The organism is Okeania sp. SIO2F5 (assembly GCF_010692685.1).
In the GTDB taxonomy this organism is placed as follows: domain Bacteria; phylum Cyanobacteriota; class Cyanobacteriia; order Cyanobacteriales; family Microcoleaceae; genus Okeania; species Okeania hirsuta.
In genome coordinates, this window is the sequence record NZ_JAAHGU010000091.1 from 1 (window position 1) to 17,965 (window position 17,965).

At 33.4% G+C, this 17,965-nt stretch carries 9 protein-coding genes; 5 read left to right on the top strand and 4 right to left on the bottom strand.

Going from position 1 to position 17,965, the window contains the following annotated elements; all coding sequences use genetic code 11:
* Positions 1-429: 429 nt before the first annotated feature.
* The 4 genes from F6K27_RS22655 to fumC all read left to right on the top strand — a co-directional run bounded on the left by F6K27_RS22655 (position 430) and on the right by fumC (position 10,253).
* Positions 430-3,126, top strand: coding sequence for an AAA-like domain-containing protein (locus F6K27_RS22655; RefSeq protein ID WP_287276557.1), 2,697 nt, complete (start codon positions 430-432; stop codon positions 3,124-3,126).
* 2,625 nt (positions 3,127-5,751) lie between these two features.
* Complete coding sequence (locus F6K27_RS22660) at positions 5,752-6,960, top strand: PleD family two-component system response regulator (RefSeq protein WP_287276556.1); 1,209 nt, start codon at positions 5,752-5,754, stop codon at positions 6,958-6,960.
* Positions 6,961-7,498: 538 nt separating this feature from the next.
* Complete coding sequence (locus F6K27_RS22665) at positions 7,499-8,698, top strand: response regulator (protein ID WP_287276555.1); 1,200 nt, start codon at positions 7,499-7,501, stop codon at positions 8,696-8,698.
* Between the two features lie 160 nt (positions 8,699-8,858).
* Positions 8,859-10,253 (top strand): class II fumarate hydratase, encoded by a 1,395-nt coding sequence (fumC, locus tag F6K27_RS22670; RefSeq protein WP_287276554.1) that lies wholly within the window; start codon positions 8,859-8,861, stop codon positions 10,251-10,253.
* A 430-nt stretch (positions 10,254-10,683) separates the two neighbouring features.
* Here fumC and F6K27_RS22675 read toward each other — a convergent pair whose 3' ends face one another.
* From F6K27_RS22675 to F6K27_RS33915, 4 genes are all read right to left on the bottom strand, one after another.
* Positions 10,684-12,582, bottom strand: a complete 1,899-nt coding sequence (locus F6K27_RS22675; protein ID WP_287276552.1) for a cold-shock protein — start codon at positions 12,580-12,582, stop codon at positions 10,684-10,686.
* Between the two features lie 359 nt (positions 12,583-12,941).
* The gene (locus F6K27_RS22680) at positions 12,942-13,589 is read right to left on the bottom strand and encodes a Uma2 family endonuclease (RefSeq protein WP_287276551.1); all 648 of its coding nucleotides are present in this window, start codon (positions 13,587-13,589) and stop codon (positions 12,942-12,944) included.
* Between the two features lie 138 nt (positions 13,590-13,727).
* On the bottom strand, positions 13,728-14,714 hold the full coding sequence (locus F6K27_RS22685) for a methyltransferase domain-containing protein (RefSeq protein WP_287276550.1): 987 nt from the start codon (positions 14,712-14,714) through the stop codon (positions 13,728-13,730).
* Between the two features lie 609 nt (positions 14,715-15,323).
* Complete coding sequence (locus tag F6K27_RS33915; protein ID WP_353736048.1) at positions 15,324-15,509, bottom strand: transposase; 186 nt, start codon at positions 15,507-15,509, stop codon at positions 15,324-15,326.
* Between the two features lie 227 nt (positions 15,510-15,736).
* Between F6K27_RS33915 and F6K27_RS22690 the strand changes: the two genes are divergently transcribed.
* Entirely contained in the window at positions 15,737-17,518 is a 1,782-nt protein-coding gene (locus F6K27_RS22690; protein WP_287276548.1) for a hypothetical protein, read from the top strand.
* Positions 17,519-17,965 lie beyond the last annotated feature (447 nt).

Here is a 17,965-nt window from a genome sequence, read left to right on the forward strand (position 1 = left end):
GTAAACAATTTCAAGCTATAAACTGTAAATTATCAATACCATTACAGACATCCTTAAAACTTTAAGGTTTAGCGATCGCCTAATTTATGAAAAATACAGCTCATACAGTTACTTTTATATTACATTGCAAATATCTATGTAACATGTAAAGATGCCAGCGCTCATTGCTATATCTAATCTAATAAACATTTCTAACTTCTTTGCCTTCTCCAAATATTAAATTACAGCAGATTTCCATGTAAATGTGGCACAGTAGTTCAGAGTCCAAATAATGAAAGCTTATTGAACAAAATACTCAGGATGGAAAAAACTATATTCTTTCCTAACTCCTACTCTGTACGGACGTTGCATGCAACTTCATAAACCACCGAATACGCTGTAATTTTGCACAACTGCTTATAGCTTTCCTCAATCTAACCAAGAAAAGTTATGACTGTTAACTTAGTTAATAAATACATTCTTGCCATGAATAATTCAACACAAAAATCCTATTATCAAGTTGGTGGTTGTCTCCCCAGAAATTCACCCAACTACGTCAAGCGACAAGCAGATGAAGACCTATATAAAAATCTAAAAATAAGTGAGTTTTGTTATGTTCTCAACTCTCGTCAAATGGGAAAATCTAGCTTGCAAGTTAGAACGATTAAAAGATTACAACAAGAAGGTATTTCTTGTGTGGCAATAGATATTTCAGAAATAGGTAATAGGGGGGTTACTCCTGAACAATGGTACGCAGGTATTCTTCGCATCTTGGAAAATAATTTTAATCTCTCAGAATATGTAAATATTCGTACCTGGTGGCGAGAACGAAATTATCTCGCACCCGTACAACGATTAAGTGAATTTATTGAAACGATATTACTAACAAAAATCCAGAACAATATTGTGATTTTTATTGATGAAATTGATAGCATTCTAGCTCTAGATTTTCCGGTAGATGATTTTTTTGGATTTATTCGCTCCTGTTACAATAAACGTGCTAATAATCAAGAATATAATCGCTTAACTTTTGCTTTGTTAGGAGTTAGTACGCCTCAAGATTTATGTCAAGACAAAAATAGTACGCCTTTTAATATTGGTATAGCTATTGAGTTAACTGGTTTTAAATTTGATGAAGCCTTATCTTTGGTGGATGGATTAGTTGAAATTTGTCAGCAACCAGAGGAAGTTTTAAAAGAGATTTTATCGTGGACGAATGGACAACCATTTTTAACTCAAAAAGTGTGTAAAATTATCATTGAAAATGGGGTTTTTATTGTTAATCCTAAAATAGAATTAGAGGAGATGATTAAATCTCAAATTATTCATAATTGGGAGACAAAAGACATACCAGAACATTTGAAAACTATTCGCGATCGCCTTTTCAGAAAAGATCAAAGAATAGTTAGAAGATTAGGGTTATATAAGCAAATTTTACAGAATGATTTGGCTGGAATAGTTGCCGATGATAGTCCTGAACAAATGGAACTTAGGTTATCTGGATTGGTAGTTAGACGAGATAATAAATTAACTGTAGCTAATTCTATATATGCTACAATTTTTCACGAAGAAATGATTAATGAAGAGTTAGAAAAGTTACCTCCTTATTCTACACAAATTAAAGCATGGCTTCATTCAAACTGTGAAGATAAATCTTATTTATTGCAAGGGGAAGATTTACAATCTGCTTTAATTTGGGCAGCCGGAAAAAGTTTAAGAAATCAAGATTTTCAATTTTTGACTACTAGCCAAAGATTAGTATTAGATGCTCAAATAGAAGCCTTAGAATCAACAAAAATAGAAACTAAAAAAGCTCAAGCAGAAGTTGCAAAAGCACAACAAAAAGCTAAACGTTGGATTTCCATAGGTTCTGCTATCCTTGGCACATCTTTAGTTTTATCAATAGGTTTTTCCCTATTAGCTTATCAAAGATTTCGATTAGCACAATCTAGTCGAGAAATTGAACAAACTGGCACTGATGCTTTGTTATTAGCAATGTTCAAGAAGTCAACAACAAATCAAGCATTGTTGGAAGCTTTACCCAAGGCAATATCTGCGGGACAAAGATTAAAAGATTTGGTTAATAACAATATTCCTCTAGCGGAATATCCTGCGACTCGACCAATATTAGCACTACAAATGATTCTCGATAAACTTGACGAACAAAAACAATTTGAAGATAGTTTTCTTCAAAAAAGAAAGATTATTCTGCAAGGTCATCAAGGTGCTGTTACGAGTGTTAAATTTAGACCGAATCAAGATATTTTAGCTTCAGCAGGAGTAGATGGAAAAGTAATTATTTGGAATTTTGAGGGCGAAAAAATTACAGAATGGCAAACGGAGCAAAAATCAGTTAATAGTCTAATTTTTCATCCGAATGGTGAATATTTAGCAACTGCTGGTAGTGATGGTACGGTAAAAATATGGAATTTATTAGGGAAAAAATTATATGTATTAGAGATATCTCAAACTGAAGTTAATAGTATTAGTTTTAGTGTTGATGGTAAGTATTTAGCCACTTCTGGCATAGATATTCCTGTTCAAATTTGGAATGTATCATCCTCACCTATAACTATATTATCTGATTCAATTTTGAATGATAATGGTTTGATTAGAGCTGTTAGTTTTAGTCCCAATGGAAATTTTCTAGCAACATTAGATGGAAAGTCTACAATTAGATTATGGAATATATCTGAAAATCAATTCAAAACTCTAGATGTGCAAGCTATTAGTATGAATTTTAGCATTTCTCAACCCCAGCTTTTACTAACAGCAACATCAAATGGAGTCGTGGAATTGTGGCAGCTTTCTAAAGGAAAATTAATGAACAATTTTCAAAGTTTACATCTGGATACTAAGCTAGTTAGTTTTAGTCCTGATGGAGAGTTAATAGCTACTGTTGGAATTGATAGTATTGTGCGACTTTGGAATTTATCAGGACGGCAGATTAGTCAATTTGAATTTATGGAGAATGTAATTAGTATTAGTTTTAGTTCGGATAGTAAAAAAATTGCTGTTGCTGGTAGTAATGGCAAGGTTTGGCTCAGGTCTGTGGAAAATTTAGATGAACTTTTAAGTAAAGGTTGTCGTTTTTTAGTAGGAAAACCTAACTATTTTATGAGAGTAGTAGAATTTTGTCAGAGCTAAAATAAAATACTAATACTAATGTCGGCAATAGAAATTACAAACTATTATTGCGGCTAGCTGTTGATATATAAATCACATAAATTGTGGATTTACTTCTATGATAAAGAAGAAAAAATAGTCGAAAATGAACTATGAAATTCATTAAGCTGGTCAGCATTCAAATGACCTATTCTAGAAACAGGAATAAAGAAGTAAAAAAAGTTAAGAAAAGAATGGGAAAGATGGATAGCTAATAGATTAGTAACTTACTCTGAAGACAAGACTGGAATAAAGTTAAGTTGTTCACAACTTATATGAAATATGGTTATACAGTTATCGCACTCTATACTTCCACTCAATACAGACATAAAATACCTAAATACCCCTAGAGAATTTCCACTCTCATCCTTCCTTTATCCTGATTCCTGACTCCTCAGCATATAAGATAAATAATTACTAAAATACTATATGATACTATTCTTAAATCACCATACGAATAGCTAAAATTACGTTATATTGAGTAAATTAGTGATGAATTTGAATCTGTAAAGCATATTTATTTTGCTGACAAACTACATAATGCAATAAATTTATTAGCTGCATTACCTCAAGAACAGTAAATAGTATGGATACTGTTTTAGAACTGATTTATAAACTGAGCTGAAATCCCTTTCTAGCATGGGTTTTTCAAAAGTTATGCCCTTGGAGCTTAGATAGTGTCAAACCCTTACAATGTAAAGTATTACCCTCTTAATATTTACTTTATAAATCAGATCTAATGGGAGTAAATAAAAAACTCTTTGCTTCGATCATTCTTTACTATCTTATTGTCGAGATAATAATTATTAGACATCTCCAGAAAAGAGGGAATAGGCAGCTTTGCTGTAGGCAGTAGGGAGAAATAATTGATATATCTAGTGTGAGAATTGATTTGATTTTTGATTTTTACCAGATGTCTATTTATCTTAAGCAGGAGTTTGTGATACCAAGCGTGAAAAAAGAATGTTACGAATAGTAAGAGGAATAAAAAAACACCTGCAGGATATTCCCTTTGACAAAGCGGTCGATCTTCGGAGCTTCCCGTAGGGTGGGATGGCGATCTTCGGAGCGGGTCTGCAAGAACGGGTCTCCTCGCCATATCCAATCGACCAAGAGAGCGGTGCGACCCCGCGACGACACCAGTCGCACCTGGTAGCGCACCAAGAGAAAAGAATGATTTCCGACCTGAAAATGGTATTGAAGCTATTCCCGTGTGACTCGGTCCTCCTGACTTCCCCTCCTGGGAGGGGCAGGGGTGGGTTGACTCCTAAGAAATATCCTAGCTATTTGTAGCAAATATTTATCAAATTGGTATTAGACTTATTGCTAAATTAGAAAAGTTTGATAATAGGTCTATTTTTGCCTGGTATTTTTGCAAATGAAACTAATGGCTAATCATACTCACTTAACTCTTTACCTACTTCTAAAACTAATTTTTATCAATTTTACATATAGCACTACGCAAATATAGTGCAGACATTCCTCTATTCCCTACCCCCTACTCCCTTTTCAGTCAAATTTACTGTCCTCACTAAAGAACGTACTGCTATAGGAACAATAACTTTTCCATTTTATCCCCAATCTTGTCATCGCATTCAAACATTAATATCTTTATTTATTATGCTAATACCTAACTAATTTATTTAAGTTAAATATTATTGCTTTGGAGAGCTGATTTGATAATTTATAGAACACTTCATTTACAAGGATTTAAGTGTAAATTTAACACAAATAGTATTTTCCAGAACGAATCACACTAAGTATTACATGAGACTTAATATTATAACAATTTGCAAGCAAGTAAATTATGAAAATTACGAAACACTAATTATATACTACCAATTTGGAAAAATAATGTTACGAATAATAAGGGCAATTAAAAGACTTTATCAAAGATGTCCCTTGGACTAAAAATATAAATTCCGACCTAATAAATGGTATCAAAGCTATTTATTCTGTACGTCGCCAATCCGACAGCTCTCCTATCTGAGGACTGACTTCCCTTCCTGGGAGGAGTTAGGGGTGGGTTGACTCCTAAGAAATAATTTATTTATTTGTAGCAAATATTTATCAAATTGGTATACAATCAACCAAGTTTGAGATGAGATACAATTAAATCAATGTCGAAAATATAAAATATTACAGGGAATAGGGAACAGTAGGAAAAATATTTCCCTGTCTAAAGATCTTGATCAATCTATGTCCTAACCTATCTGTCTACTGCTATACCTACAATCTAATATTATGAATCTGCTGAAAAAAATAATTCAAAAATAATCCGAATGGCGGATGTATAATCGGTAGAGAATGTGGTTAATAATAAATATTGTTAGTAAATATTGAATTGGTTAGTATATAGAGTGATGATGAATTGAATACAAGAAAACCTGTTCCCCACTGTTAAGTGTTTCCTGCTACAAACAAGTAAATCAAAAAGTTTCTGAGAAAACCCTGATATTTCAGTACAATTATTAAAAAAACTCAGTATAACAAGCGATGACATAATAAAGGAAATATGAAACAATAAAAACCATGTCTATATCATGCTGCTCTAGTGCTTAATACTGCAAAATTAAATATTACGATGATTTGAAAGGTTCAATAATTATGTCAGCACCCACTATTGGTTATATTAAGCTAGCAAATACCCTGAGTATAGTCAGCAAAAAGCAAGTTACCGGAAAGTTGAGCGTCGCTTATGGCAATCAAGAATGGCAACTTTATTTCCTATTTGGTCATCTTTTATATGCAAGTGGTGGGTTACACCCTACCAGACGTTGGTATAGAGCTGTCAAGAAACATTGTCCTAACTTTAAATTTGAACTTAATCAGTTAACAAATGTTCAACTATGGGAATATAAATTGTTGCAAATAGCTATTAGTGATAATCAAATAACTTTAAGTGAAGCTAAGGCAATTTTGCGTACTATCACTGAAGAAGTTTTCTTTGCTATTATTAGTCAAGCAGGTTTAACAAGAAGATGGCATCCACAGAAACATTCCACTTCTCAAAAAACTTTAAATTTACTGTTATCAAGGCGAGAAATTAAAGAAGTTCTGGCTTCAGCAAAAATACTTTTAAAATCTTTAAAATATGAAGGTTTATTGCACATTAATCCCGAACTTGTGCCAATTATTAAAAATAGAAATAAGTTATTAAATCAAGAAAAATCAGAGTCTGTTTTGAAGCTCGATAAGTTACTCAATGGTAAACGAACAATTTGGGATATTACATTAGAAATGAAAATGTCATTAGAGGTAATTACCCATAGTTTATATAGCTTTGAAAAACTAGGCTTAATTAATTTTCTGAAGGTAGAAGATTGGCTTCCACCTTCAGAAAAATTTCACTTACCAGCGATAGAAAAGAGTGTTGATAAAGTCAAAATAGCTTGTATTGATGATAGTTATAGTACTGGTTTCTTACTGGATAAAATTCTCAAGCCACTGGGATATGAAATTTTGCATATTCAAAATCCAATTAAAGGATTAGCTCTTTTGGAAGAATGTAAACCTGATTTAATTTTTTTGGATTTAATTATGCCTAAAGTTAGTGGTTATACAATATGTAAATTTTTACGAAAAACTACTACCTTTCAAGATATACCAATTGTATTTTTTTCAACTCAAGACAGTATTATCGACCGGACTAGAGCTAGAATTGTAGGTGCTAATGATTACCTGTATAAATCTTACGATCCAGAAAAAATTGTAGAAGTTTTGGAAAAGTATGTCAATCCTAAACATTCTACAAATGATTTGAAAAGCACTTTGGGGCAAACATATGATTTGACTTTTATGGCTGTAGGAAGCTAACACTAAATTGCGATCAATTATAAGTTAATTATTCATTAATGGTAATTTTGATACACAATTTTGCACTTGTCAAATCTAGTGTTTCTATATAAACCACATCACGACTAGCCGCCTAATCTTTTTGTTATATCTCGTAAAATATATTAAAAAAGTAATCTTAATAAAATCATTAAATCAACATTATTAAAAAGTATTTCCTGATGGAATGCTCCGCAAACAGCGAGAGAGCGTTTAGTATTCAGCTTTTTAGAATGGGATTTCAACTCCTCATAAAATTAAACAACAAGCTAGAAGTCGGGGATTTTAACCCAAGCTTTTAGATGTCTTTTTTATATGGACTATCCCCGCTGACTGCTAGTAACTGATAGCTTACAGCTAGTTAATCTATATGTTTATAGTAAAATTTTCAGAAAAATTAATTTTTTAATAATTAATCGTGGATAAAATACTCCGTAGAGGGTTAAACCCTATAGAAAAAGTTTGATTGTATGATTAAACTAGAGATAAAATTAGATAGCAAATATAAAATAGAATAATTATGTTAATAACTAATATCAGGTGTAACAAAGTATGGAAAGTTTTGGCCGCACTTAGTCACAAGCAAGCAACAGGTAAACTAATATTAGACAATGGCGAACAAAAATGGCAGATTTACTTTTGTCGAGGACAAATGTTATATGCTACAGGGGGATTACATCAAACTAGACGTTGGTACAGAACAATTAGTCAACATTGTCAGCATCTAAAATTTAACGCTAATTTACTATCTACTGAAGAATTATGGGAATATAAGCTTCTTCAGCAAGGTCTTACTAAAGAACAAATAACTATAAAACAAGGTAAAGCAATTATCCGTAGTAGCAGCTATGAAATTTTCTTTGCTTTAGCAGGTCAGTCAATTTTAAATCTCAACTGGCAATCCGATGGGGAATTAACATCAGAAATTTGTTCCAACTTAGCATTATCTCCATTAGAATTAAAGCAAGTTATAGAGGCAGCACAAAAACTTTGGGAACGCTGGCAAAAAATAGGTATTAATGATATTTTTCCAGAACAAGCTCCGGTAGTTAAACAATCTATAAAATTACAAAGTCGTCTCAGTGAAGAATCTATACAGGTTCTTACTAATAAATTTAATGGTGAAAATACCTTGTGGGATATTACAGCTAAAAAAAGGCAATGTTTAACCTTAACAACTCGTACTATATATCATTTTTTAAAACAAGGTTTAATAGAAGTTCGAGCTATACCAGATTTACCTTCTCCATGGGAACAATTACGCCTAGCTTACTGTTCAACAAATCGTTATAGACCTCTGATAGCTTGTATAGATTCTACACCAACAACAGGTAAATTTTTAGAGCAAATTTTGATGCCTAAAGGTTATAAAATTGAGAAAATTACTGACCCAATGCAAGGGGTAGGATTAATGGCTAAAAAAAATCCTGAATTAATATTTATAGATTTAGTTATGCCGGAAGTTGATAGTTATGCACTCTGTAATTTTTTGCGGAAAGCTTCAATTTATAAACAAACTCCTATTATTATTTATACTGGACAGGATAATTATCTAAATCGGGCTAGGGGATTATTAGCAGGAGCAACAGATTTTTTAAGAAAACCAGCAAATGCAAAAAAAATCTTAGACACAGTAGAAAAATATTTAAAGTTAAAAAAACAGAAATATCAAAATAAAAATAACCTTTCGCAATCTTTAGCTTTGGCACCTGAATGCTAAAGAGAATAAAAATAGTATAATCAGATAATTTTATGAGCATAAAATTCTTATAAATTAAAGACAAAAAAATAAAAATTTAACTAAGTCAGTGCCATAAAAGATAATGATGTAAGTAAATATAAAGATACACCATATCATCAAAATACTAATGACAGAATTAATGTCGTCTAAAATGCGCATTGAAAGCGATAGCATGGGAAAAATAGAAGTACCAGCAAATCGTTATTGGGGCGCTCAAACTCAGCGATCGCTCATCTACTTCTCTATTGGCCAAGACTACATCCCACCAGAAGTCATCAAAGCATTCGCCATTCTCAAAAAGGCAGTTGCTCAAACCAACCACGAACTCGGCAAACTCCCAGAAGATAAAACAAAATTAATTTCTCAAGCAGCAGAAGAAATAATTGCTGGGAAACTAGATGGTAACTTTCCGCTGCGAGTATGGATGACAGGAAGTGGCACCCAGTGCAATATGAATGTCAACGAAGTCATTTCTAACCGGGCGATCGAAATTGCTGGTGGAGAAATGGGAAGCAAAATACCAATACATCCCAACGACCACGTTAATATGTCGCAGTCATCTAACGATACTTTTCCTACTGCTATGCACATCGCCTCAGCAATAGCATTACAGGAAAAGTTGTTGCCGAAAGTCAAGAAAATGCGCGATGCACTCCAAGAAAAATCAGAAATATTTTCCGAAATTGTTAAAATAGGGCGTACTCACTTGCAAGATGCTGTACCGTTAACATTGGGGCAGGAATTTTCTGGATATGTGGCACAACTCGATGCAAATATACAACACATAACTAATGTTTTGCCAAGTTTGTATGAACTCGCTCTAGGTGGCACCGCAGTGGGAACGGGATTAAATACAGTTAGTGGTTTTGCCGAACTTGCTGCAAAATATATTAGTGAAATAACTGGGTTGCCATTTGTGTCTGCACCTAATAAATTTGCTGCGTTAGCTGCTCACGATCCAATAGTTATGGCGAGTGGCACTCTGAAGACTTTAGCTTGTTCGTTGTTGAAAATAGCTAATGATATTCGGTGGTTGGGAAGCGGTCCCCGGTGTGGGTTTGGAGAGTTAATTTTACCTGCAAATGAACCTGGGTCTTCAATTATGCCAGGAAAAGTTAATCCTACTCAGTGTGAGGCAATGACGATGGTAGCGACTCAGGTGTTTGGGTATGATGCAGCGATCGCTTTTGCTGGCGCTCAGGGAAGTTTTGAGTTAAATACTTATAAACCGATGATGATATTTAATTTGATTCAGTCGATTAATTTGATTGCTGATAGTTGTAATAATTTTACGGATTTTCTATTAGTTGATTTGCAGGCAAATCAGAAAAAAATTGAGTTTTATTTGGAACAGTCTTTGATGTTAGTGACAGCTTTGAGTCCGAAAATTGGGTATGATAATGCTGCGAAAGTTGCTAAAGTTGCCCATGAAAAAGAGTTGACTTTGAAGGAAACTTGTTTGGAATTGGGTTATGTTTCTGCAGAGGAATTTGATGAGATTGTAATTCCTAAAAATATGACTCATCCTTCGTAAGCATTCAGCGGTCAGCTATCAGCTATCAGCTATGAGTAGGTCTAGTAGTGGACTGTTTCACCTAAAATAGTGCATTAAGCCTTTTGATAATCACCGTATCACCTGGTTATTACAATCCCCCACCCCCCCATTTTCTAATGCACATTTTTAGATGAAACTATCCACTACTGGACTACTGGACTATTAATAAAAAATAATCATTTCGTAGGTTGGGTAGAACGAAGTGAAACCCAACAAATATTTTATGTATAGATGTAGACTTTTGTTGGGTTGCGCTGTCACTTAACCCAACCTACTAGGTTAAATTAATAATAATTTGTTAGGTTATTTCCACAAGATAAACCCAACAAATATTTTATCTATGGATGCAGGTTTTTGTTAGGTTGCGCTGTCACTTTTTATATTGCGGAGCAAAACCCAACTTACTATATTAACTCCTTTCTAATCTTTGCTTTTCGATCTGCGCTTTTCTCTCTTTATAAAATGGGCAACTTTGCTTGCAATACTGACATTCTTCTTTAGGACAAATGAGGAGACCACAAGAACAACTTTTTTCTCTTCCAAAAATAAGGGGAGAACAGCCACATTTACCTTTCCCTTTTATCTTTCCACCACAGTAAGCAATAATAGTTTTCCAGGATTCATTGGAAGCTTTTTTTCCTTGCAATATACCTTCATTTCTAAACTTAAATATCCTAAACTCTGTTAATCGTGTTTTTTCTCTATTTTCCCAAAGAGTTTGTAAAGTATTACAAAAACTCTGTATTGTCTGCAAAGGGTCATAAATTTTTAATGGATGATTTCTCTGGGAATTTTCATATAAAATATCTAAATATCCTTGGGGAGTATATTCTGGATTATTCTCTTCAAGCATCTGTAAAAAATGTTTGAGTATAGAAATATATAGATGAGATAGAGAGATTATTTTCTTTTTAGGAGATGTGGGTATGTTTATGAGAGAATTTATAAACTCAAGCTTCCACTTTGGTAAATGACTTTCCCATTCTTTAGGTAAATTTTCCCTGGCGAGAATAAATAATGGTAAAGGCTTGATTCCTACTATAGAAATCTTTTCCCAACTAGGAATTTTTCCGTCTGATAGTTTTGTTTTAAAATCCTTAAAATGGTTGACTATTTCAATCTGTTTTTCGTAAAATATATCTCCGTAGTCAAACAACCAGTGAGGTAAATAAGAATTAGAATTTCCTAATCTAGACAAATCAATTTTTAGCCTATTTGTTTTACCAATAATGTTTTTTAATTCCTCAAGTAATCTTTGATAAAAAACACCTATAATTTTCGGATTTTCTACACCTTTTAACTTTTCTTCCCCATCAATAAATTGCTTTTGCAAATAAGGAGATAAAACACCAACAATATAAACTTCTTTTTCTTTCTTATCCTTATTTGTTCGTTTATGCTTAAATTCAGGAACACAAAACTCAGAATAAGCCTTGGAATCCTTGGAGTTGACAGTAAACCGAGAATTTTTAACATCAAGCAAAGTCTTTTGATCGAGTCTAATATCTCCTAATTTCCAGTCTGAGCTTTGTTCAGTAATCTGATGAATAGAAATATCTTCTACTTGATATCCGAAAGCACAAGAAAATTTAATAACTAGCTTTTCTGCTCCTCTAGCAGAAACCATTTGAGCGTATTTGAATTCATTTGTCTCTATAGCAGCTTCCCACTTTTTTATTAGCTGTTTATCATCTTCATTGTCTCTAACTTCTTTGTATAATTTTCCCCAATCTTCTTGTAAGTGTTGAGCATAGGGATAATCAGAGTTATTAAAGTTACTAACTATTTGAAAAAATTCCTTGTAGAGATTTTGTATAAAAGGTGTAGCAATTTCGGAATCATTACTATTCACACATATATTAAAAATTTCTTCATATTCATCATCACGAGGTATTTTTTTTACATTTATAGCTTCCTTTTTATCATACTCAGATGTATGGCACAAACCACAACAAACATAGTCTCCAAATGACAATGGTTCAGAAGACTCAAAATGGAAAAAAACATCAGATTTTGTGGCAATTTTTCCTGTTTTCCACAAAAAACTAACAACAACTCCAGTATATGTCTTTAATTTAACATTTATTGCCTTAGAACCTTTAAAGTCTTCTTCCAAATCAAAACAAACATAAACCCCTCTTCCTTTTTCTCCTTCTAAAAGTATTTGTAAATCTTCTGGTATTTCACGGCGTTTAACATAAATATCTCTATCAATATCTGTTTCTTCGAGAGTAATAAAACCATAATCATTTATTTTTTGCAGTTTCCGATTAAAACCACCAAACCATATAATTCGACCAGTTTCCATTTTTTTGCTATCTCCCTGATACTTCCTAAAAATAATTAGTCATTTAGAACCTAAAACTAACTATAACTTATATTGTTACCATCTTCCTTCTTGATTTAACAGCTTTCGATTATATAGCAATATGAAATGATTGGTCAAAAAAAACTGTAGGAGGTTTAGTCTCTCAACCCAAGGTAAAATGGGATTTGGAAGCCAAAACCCTATTGGACTGACACATCTGAAATTGTGCGTTACAACGGATTGCTAATACCATTTCGTAGTTGAAATTGAAGCCGTATAACTGAGCTTACAAATTTAGCTATTAACTAATAACTAATATAAGTTCATAAGCAAAATTAATCACACATTTTATTAGCTCCCTATTCCCTCTCTTGAAATTGAGACAATAGGGAAGCAATAACTTGATTTTGATTGATACTTCGACTCTGTTGTAAAGCCTCTTTTAAAACATCTATTAGTAACCCTGGTAAAACTTGAGATTCTGTAATCCTTTTACTGCCACCATCAACCATAGTAAAAGCAATAATATCTACATTTTTTACATCAACTATCCAATATTCTTTGACTTTTAAATCTTCATAAATCAACCTTTTCTCTCCTTTATCATCAGACAGTGAAGTATTGGCTATTTCTATGACTAAATCTGGCGATGGATATGTATCTAAATCTACAATAGAAGTTCCCCTGGGAATAATATTGGCATTGTCACCTATGTAGTAGGAAATATCTGGTTGTACTTCTTGAAATCGGATTTTTCTATAACTACAATTAATTAAACCATTACTGTCGATATTTTTGAGACTACAGAAAATACCAATAACTACAGAAGTAAGTGAATGATCGCTAGCATGGTCGTAACCTACTGGTGACATTTCTATTCTGAATTTTCCTTGAAAATAATAAGATTTAGCTTTAGAGTAAATGGGATTTTCAATAGTTTGGATATATTCATCCCAAGTAGCTGAAACCCATGTATCTTTTGGAGTTTTTACTTGTAAATTTGTCATAAATTAAATTGATGTTAACTAATAGAGAGGGCGAATACCATTCGCCCCTACATATGGTGGTTTAAAAGTCAATTTGCGTAAGTCTAGTTAGCAAAATAAGCAACAGCAAAAATACTATTTATCTTAAACAAAACGACATTACATTTTAACTACTTCAGCTTGAGTATTCTCTGTTGATGATAATATTGAACTAACCTTGACCGCGCGGAACATTCCAAAACGACAAAGACCACTCCCGAATGCCAGACGCATTAGTAACAAAGTAGGTACTTCTCGTATAGACTTAATTATCCCTGATAAACCAAAACGAATCATTCCTTGAGGTCTAATTACACCTTGCCAGATAGAATCAAACCAAGAAGGAATAGTCTCCTGTGTCCAATCTGCTGTTACTACTTCCCCTTCAACTAATCCAGTTTCTGCTATCAGTTCCGAAAAACCCTCAATACTAGAAAAAGCAGGATGAGACCACTGCTCTAATAACTGTTTCATTACAGGTTTTTCCCAGAAATTGAGTGGTTTTTGGCGATCGTCTCGCTGGTTCCAGTCAGCTACAACCAATATTCCACCAGGTTTTAATACACGCATCATTTCTTGAGCATATTTAGCTTTATCTGGCATATGAGGTCCTGCTTCAATAGACCAAACTACATCAAAACTATTATCTGGAAAAGAAAGTCCTAGAGCGTCATCTACTTTAAATTTAGCATCAACTCCTTCCAGGGTTAATTCCTGGGCACGTTGAACTTGTTTAGGACTAATCGTAATTCCTGTAACGTCAAACCCATAATCTTTTGCTAAAATACGGGTGCTTCCACCAATGCCACAACCTACATCTAGAACAGTAGTACCGCGAGATAGTTTATCCAACCCTCCCCATTTCACCATTTCATGGACAAAGTCAGACTTGGCAGTCAAAAAATCTTTCTTCTGTGGTGGCGAACCATAGTGACCTAAGTGAATGTGTTCGCCCCAGTAAAATTCTAGGATACCATCTTGAGTCCATTCATCGTAGGAATTGGCTACCGTCTCAGACGACTCATAACTGCGAGGGGTGAGAAAATAAAGCGCAATACCTACTACTGATAGTAAAAGTAGAAATCCCAATAAGTAATATAAGAACATTTATCAAACCAGATTATTTATTTACCATTTTATTTATAGCAGGGAACAGGGAACAGTGGTGCGGCCTCGCGTCAGCATACCATGCTATAGAACCCAAATGAGTTCTATGCGACCGCCAATCTCTTAAGCATCAATCGGATCAAACACAGATTAATCTTAGCTGTAGTCTTTTTAAGAGTCCTTTTCCTGCGGAATGCTGCGCAAACAAAATTTTTGGTCAAGCTTTTACACCTGTCAAGTAAAATAGTAATTTTGGTATGGGTTAACAGGTTTGGACTTGAAGTAATCAATGTTATCTGACAAAATTTCTATTCATCCCTGATCGTCAGATACATTGGCTTTGCTGCAATAAATAAAAAAAGCGCACCGCCCGCTCTGAGGTTTCCTCAGAGTAAGGACGGAGCAAGAAGGAAAACCGAGACTATCTACCGCGCTTATGTCGCTTAATTCCGTTCGTGGATTTGTAAAAACAAAATCATGATTGACTTGATACTAGCATTGCAGGTATTTTTTACAGATAAGTGAATCAATGATGATTAAAGTTGTCCATCTGGCTTTTTTTTACCTGTTGATGTACTTGAGAATGCAATACATCTCTAACCTTCTCAATTATCCCTGATGCTCGCCACTGAATGTAGCTGCCAAAATACTGTTGAATAAGGAGGTAAGTATGCAGGGTAAGTTACACCTGTTACAACCATTCTTAAGTTGATACAAGATACCATCTAAGATTTCTCTGTTGCTCCATTTTTGTGGCCGAGTTTTCTTCTTCTTAGGTAGTAGTGGTTCGATCAGAACCTATTCTTTGTCTGTTAAACTACTTGAAGGCTGGCATTTTCTCATGCTAGTTGGTGATCGCTCATTAGTATAACTTTATTCCTAAAAGATCCCACTCAGGGGTTCTATAAATACATTTTTCCTTTGTTTCGTCTGAAAATTATCTAATATTATCTTTTATACCTGGAGTTTATTAAACTTGAAAAGCTCTTGAGTATAGTCATTAATTCAAATATTTCTAGTCTATGCAACAATTCAACCGCCGACAAATTCCTATTTTATTTATGATTTTTTTGCCAGTTTTATTCATGGGAATTTGCATCCTAAAATATAGCGTAAATTTTCCTTTTTCTGACCAATGGCCTCTAGCAGTAATGTTTGAGAAAATCTATGCTGGAAATTTATCTTTTAGCGATTTATTTGCTCAATTCCATGAAAGTAGAAAATTTTTTCCCAGGCTAATTTTTATCGGTTTAGCTTATTTGACTAATTGGGATGTCAGATATGAAATGTTGGTGATATTTTTGTTGACTTGTGTTGTTTCTTTCAATATTTATTGTTTAAATAGGTTGACTGTTAGGGCTAGTCTTTTTACTCAACTTTTGCTCTTGGCAATTTCTAATTTACTAATTTTTTCTCCTGCCCAATATGAAAATTGGCTTTGGGGAATTCAAATTGTTGTTTATATCCCTGTTGCTTGTTTGACTGGTTGTTTGGTTATTGCCCAGAAAAAACTGAATTTAAGAACTAAGTTTATTATTTGTTTTTGTCTCTGTACGGTTAGCACTTTTTCTTATGCCAATGGAATGTTAATTTGGGTATTAATTTTTCCAGCATTGGCAATTTTAGCTTCTGGAAAATTTGAGGAAGTTTTTACTAAGAATATTTGGATAATTATCGGTGGGTTGTTGGGTTTAGTTGCTAATTTAGTCGTATATTTTTATGATTATCAAAAGCCCGATAAACATCCAAGTTTTTTATCTGCTATAGCTCATCCAGTTGAGACAGTTCATTATTTTTTAGCTTTTTTAGGCGCTCCTTTAGGATTTGAAAATTTAACTGTGGCGACAATAGTTGGAGGTTTGGTATTTGGTTTTTGGCTGTTTTTAGGTTGGAAATTTTTTTGGTTAGTTAAAACAGATTTTTTATTGTTACATCGTTTAATTGGCTGGCTAATAATTGGGGTTTATGGAATTATTAGTGGTGCTGTAACTGCTGTAGGTAGAGTTGGTTTTGGTGTCGCACAATCTTTGGCTCCAAGATATACGGCTTTTTCTTTATATTTGATGGTTTCTTTGGTTTATTTGTTGGCTATTTTTTGGCAGTTAGCTAGTGAAAAAAATGTTCATAAAAAGTTGATTAAATATACTTCCTACTTTTTAGTTAGTGTTGTGATTATCTTACATTTTAAGACTACTATTAATGCTTTGGAGAGGATGAGCGATCGCCGAGTAATTTTATTACAAAGTAAGGCTTGCCTGTTAATGATAAATGTTATTCCTCAAGATGAATGTTTAGTGACTAAAAGAAGTCCTGAACCTCTGATAAATACAGCTAATATTCTGGATAAATTAGGTTTTTTACAACCTGGTTTAGTCAAGAGTAAGAATATTCAATATATTGCTGGAGAGAGACAAACAGAATTAAATTATGGTTATTTTGATACAGTTAATCAAATTGATAATCGGACTTATTTTGCCAATGGTTGGGCAATTTTACCCGAAAGAAATGAAGTTGCTGATGGTGTGATTTTAACTTACGAAAATACCGAGGGAGAAGACATCATATTTAAGTTAATTAATCAGAGAATGCCGAGACCTAGTGTCAAGGAATATTTTGATAATTCAGCTTATTTAGATTCAGGTTGGCAAAAGTCTTTTACTGTGGAAGAAATTCCTCAAGGAAAGGTTAAACTTAAAGCTTGGGCGTTTGATACTGAAGCTGGCAAAGCTTTTTTATTGAATCAAACTCAAATAGTTAACGGGCGATCGGTAGTAATGGAACGAAAATATGCGCCAAGGCTGTAAATCATACCACGCAAGCTTTGTAGCAACATCTGACATGTATATAAACGCCCTCAACACTCACTCATCAGAGCAAGAGTATTGTCAATACTCTTGTGTTGTAAGAATTGCTCTCATAATAATATAAATTTAATTTCTACTTACAACTCCTCAGTTAATAAGATTTGCAAAGCGTTTTGAGCAACTTGTTTTGCCCTTATACCAATTTGAAAAAAGAATGTTACGAATAATAAGTGCAATAAAAAGATTTTGTAGGAAATGTCCCTTTGACAAAAAAGAGAATTTACGACCTGAAAATTGGTATTAAATCTATTCCCATACGACTCCTGAATTCTGGATTCTGTTTGCGGAGCATTCCGTAGGAAATTCTAATAAATACCCTAGCTATTTGTAGCAAACATTTATCAAATTGGTATTAATGATATGACTTTTTGATACTTTAAAGAATGT

Excerpts from the sequence above, each read along its gene's own strand:
- F6K27_RS22680 (WP_287276551.1), bottom strand. The coding sequence starts at position 13,589 with ATGACAAATTTACAAGTAAAAACTCCAAAAGATACATGGGTTTCAGCT.
- F6K27_RS22660 (WP_287276556.1), top strand. The coding sequence starts at position 5,752 with ATGTCAGCACCCACTATTGGTTATATTAAGCTAGCAAATACCCTGAGT.
- F6K27_RS22655 (WP_287276557.1), top strand. The coding sequence starts at position 430 with ATGACTGTTAACTTAGTTAATAAATACATTCTTGCCATGAATAATTCA.
- F6K27_RS22685 (WP_287276550.1), bottom strand. The coding sequence starts at position 14,714 with ATGTTCTTATATTACTTATTGGGATTTCTACTTTTACTATCAGTAGTA.
- F6K27_RS22690 (WP_287276548.1), top strand. The coding sequence starts at position 15,737 with ATGCAACAATTCAACCGCCGACAAATTCCTATTTTATTTATGATTTTT.
- F6K27_RS22675 (WP_287276552.1), bottom strand. The coding sequence starts at position 12,582 with ATGGAAACTGGTCGAATTATATGGTTTGGTGGTTTTAATCGGAAACTG.
- fumC (WP_287276554.1), top strand. The coding sequence starts at position 8,859 with ATGTCGTCTAAAATGCGCATTGAAAGCGATAGCATGGGAAAAATAGAA.
- F6K27_RS22665 (WP_287276555.1), top strand. The coding sequence starts at position 7,499 with ATGTTAATAACTAATATCAGGTGTAACAAAGTATGGAAAGTTTTGGCC.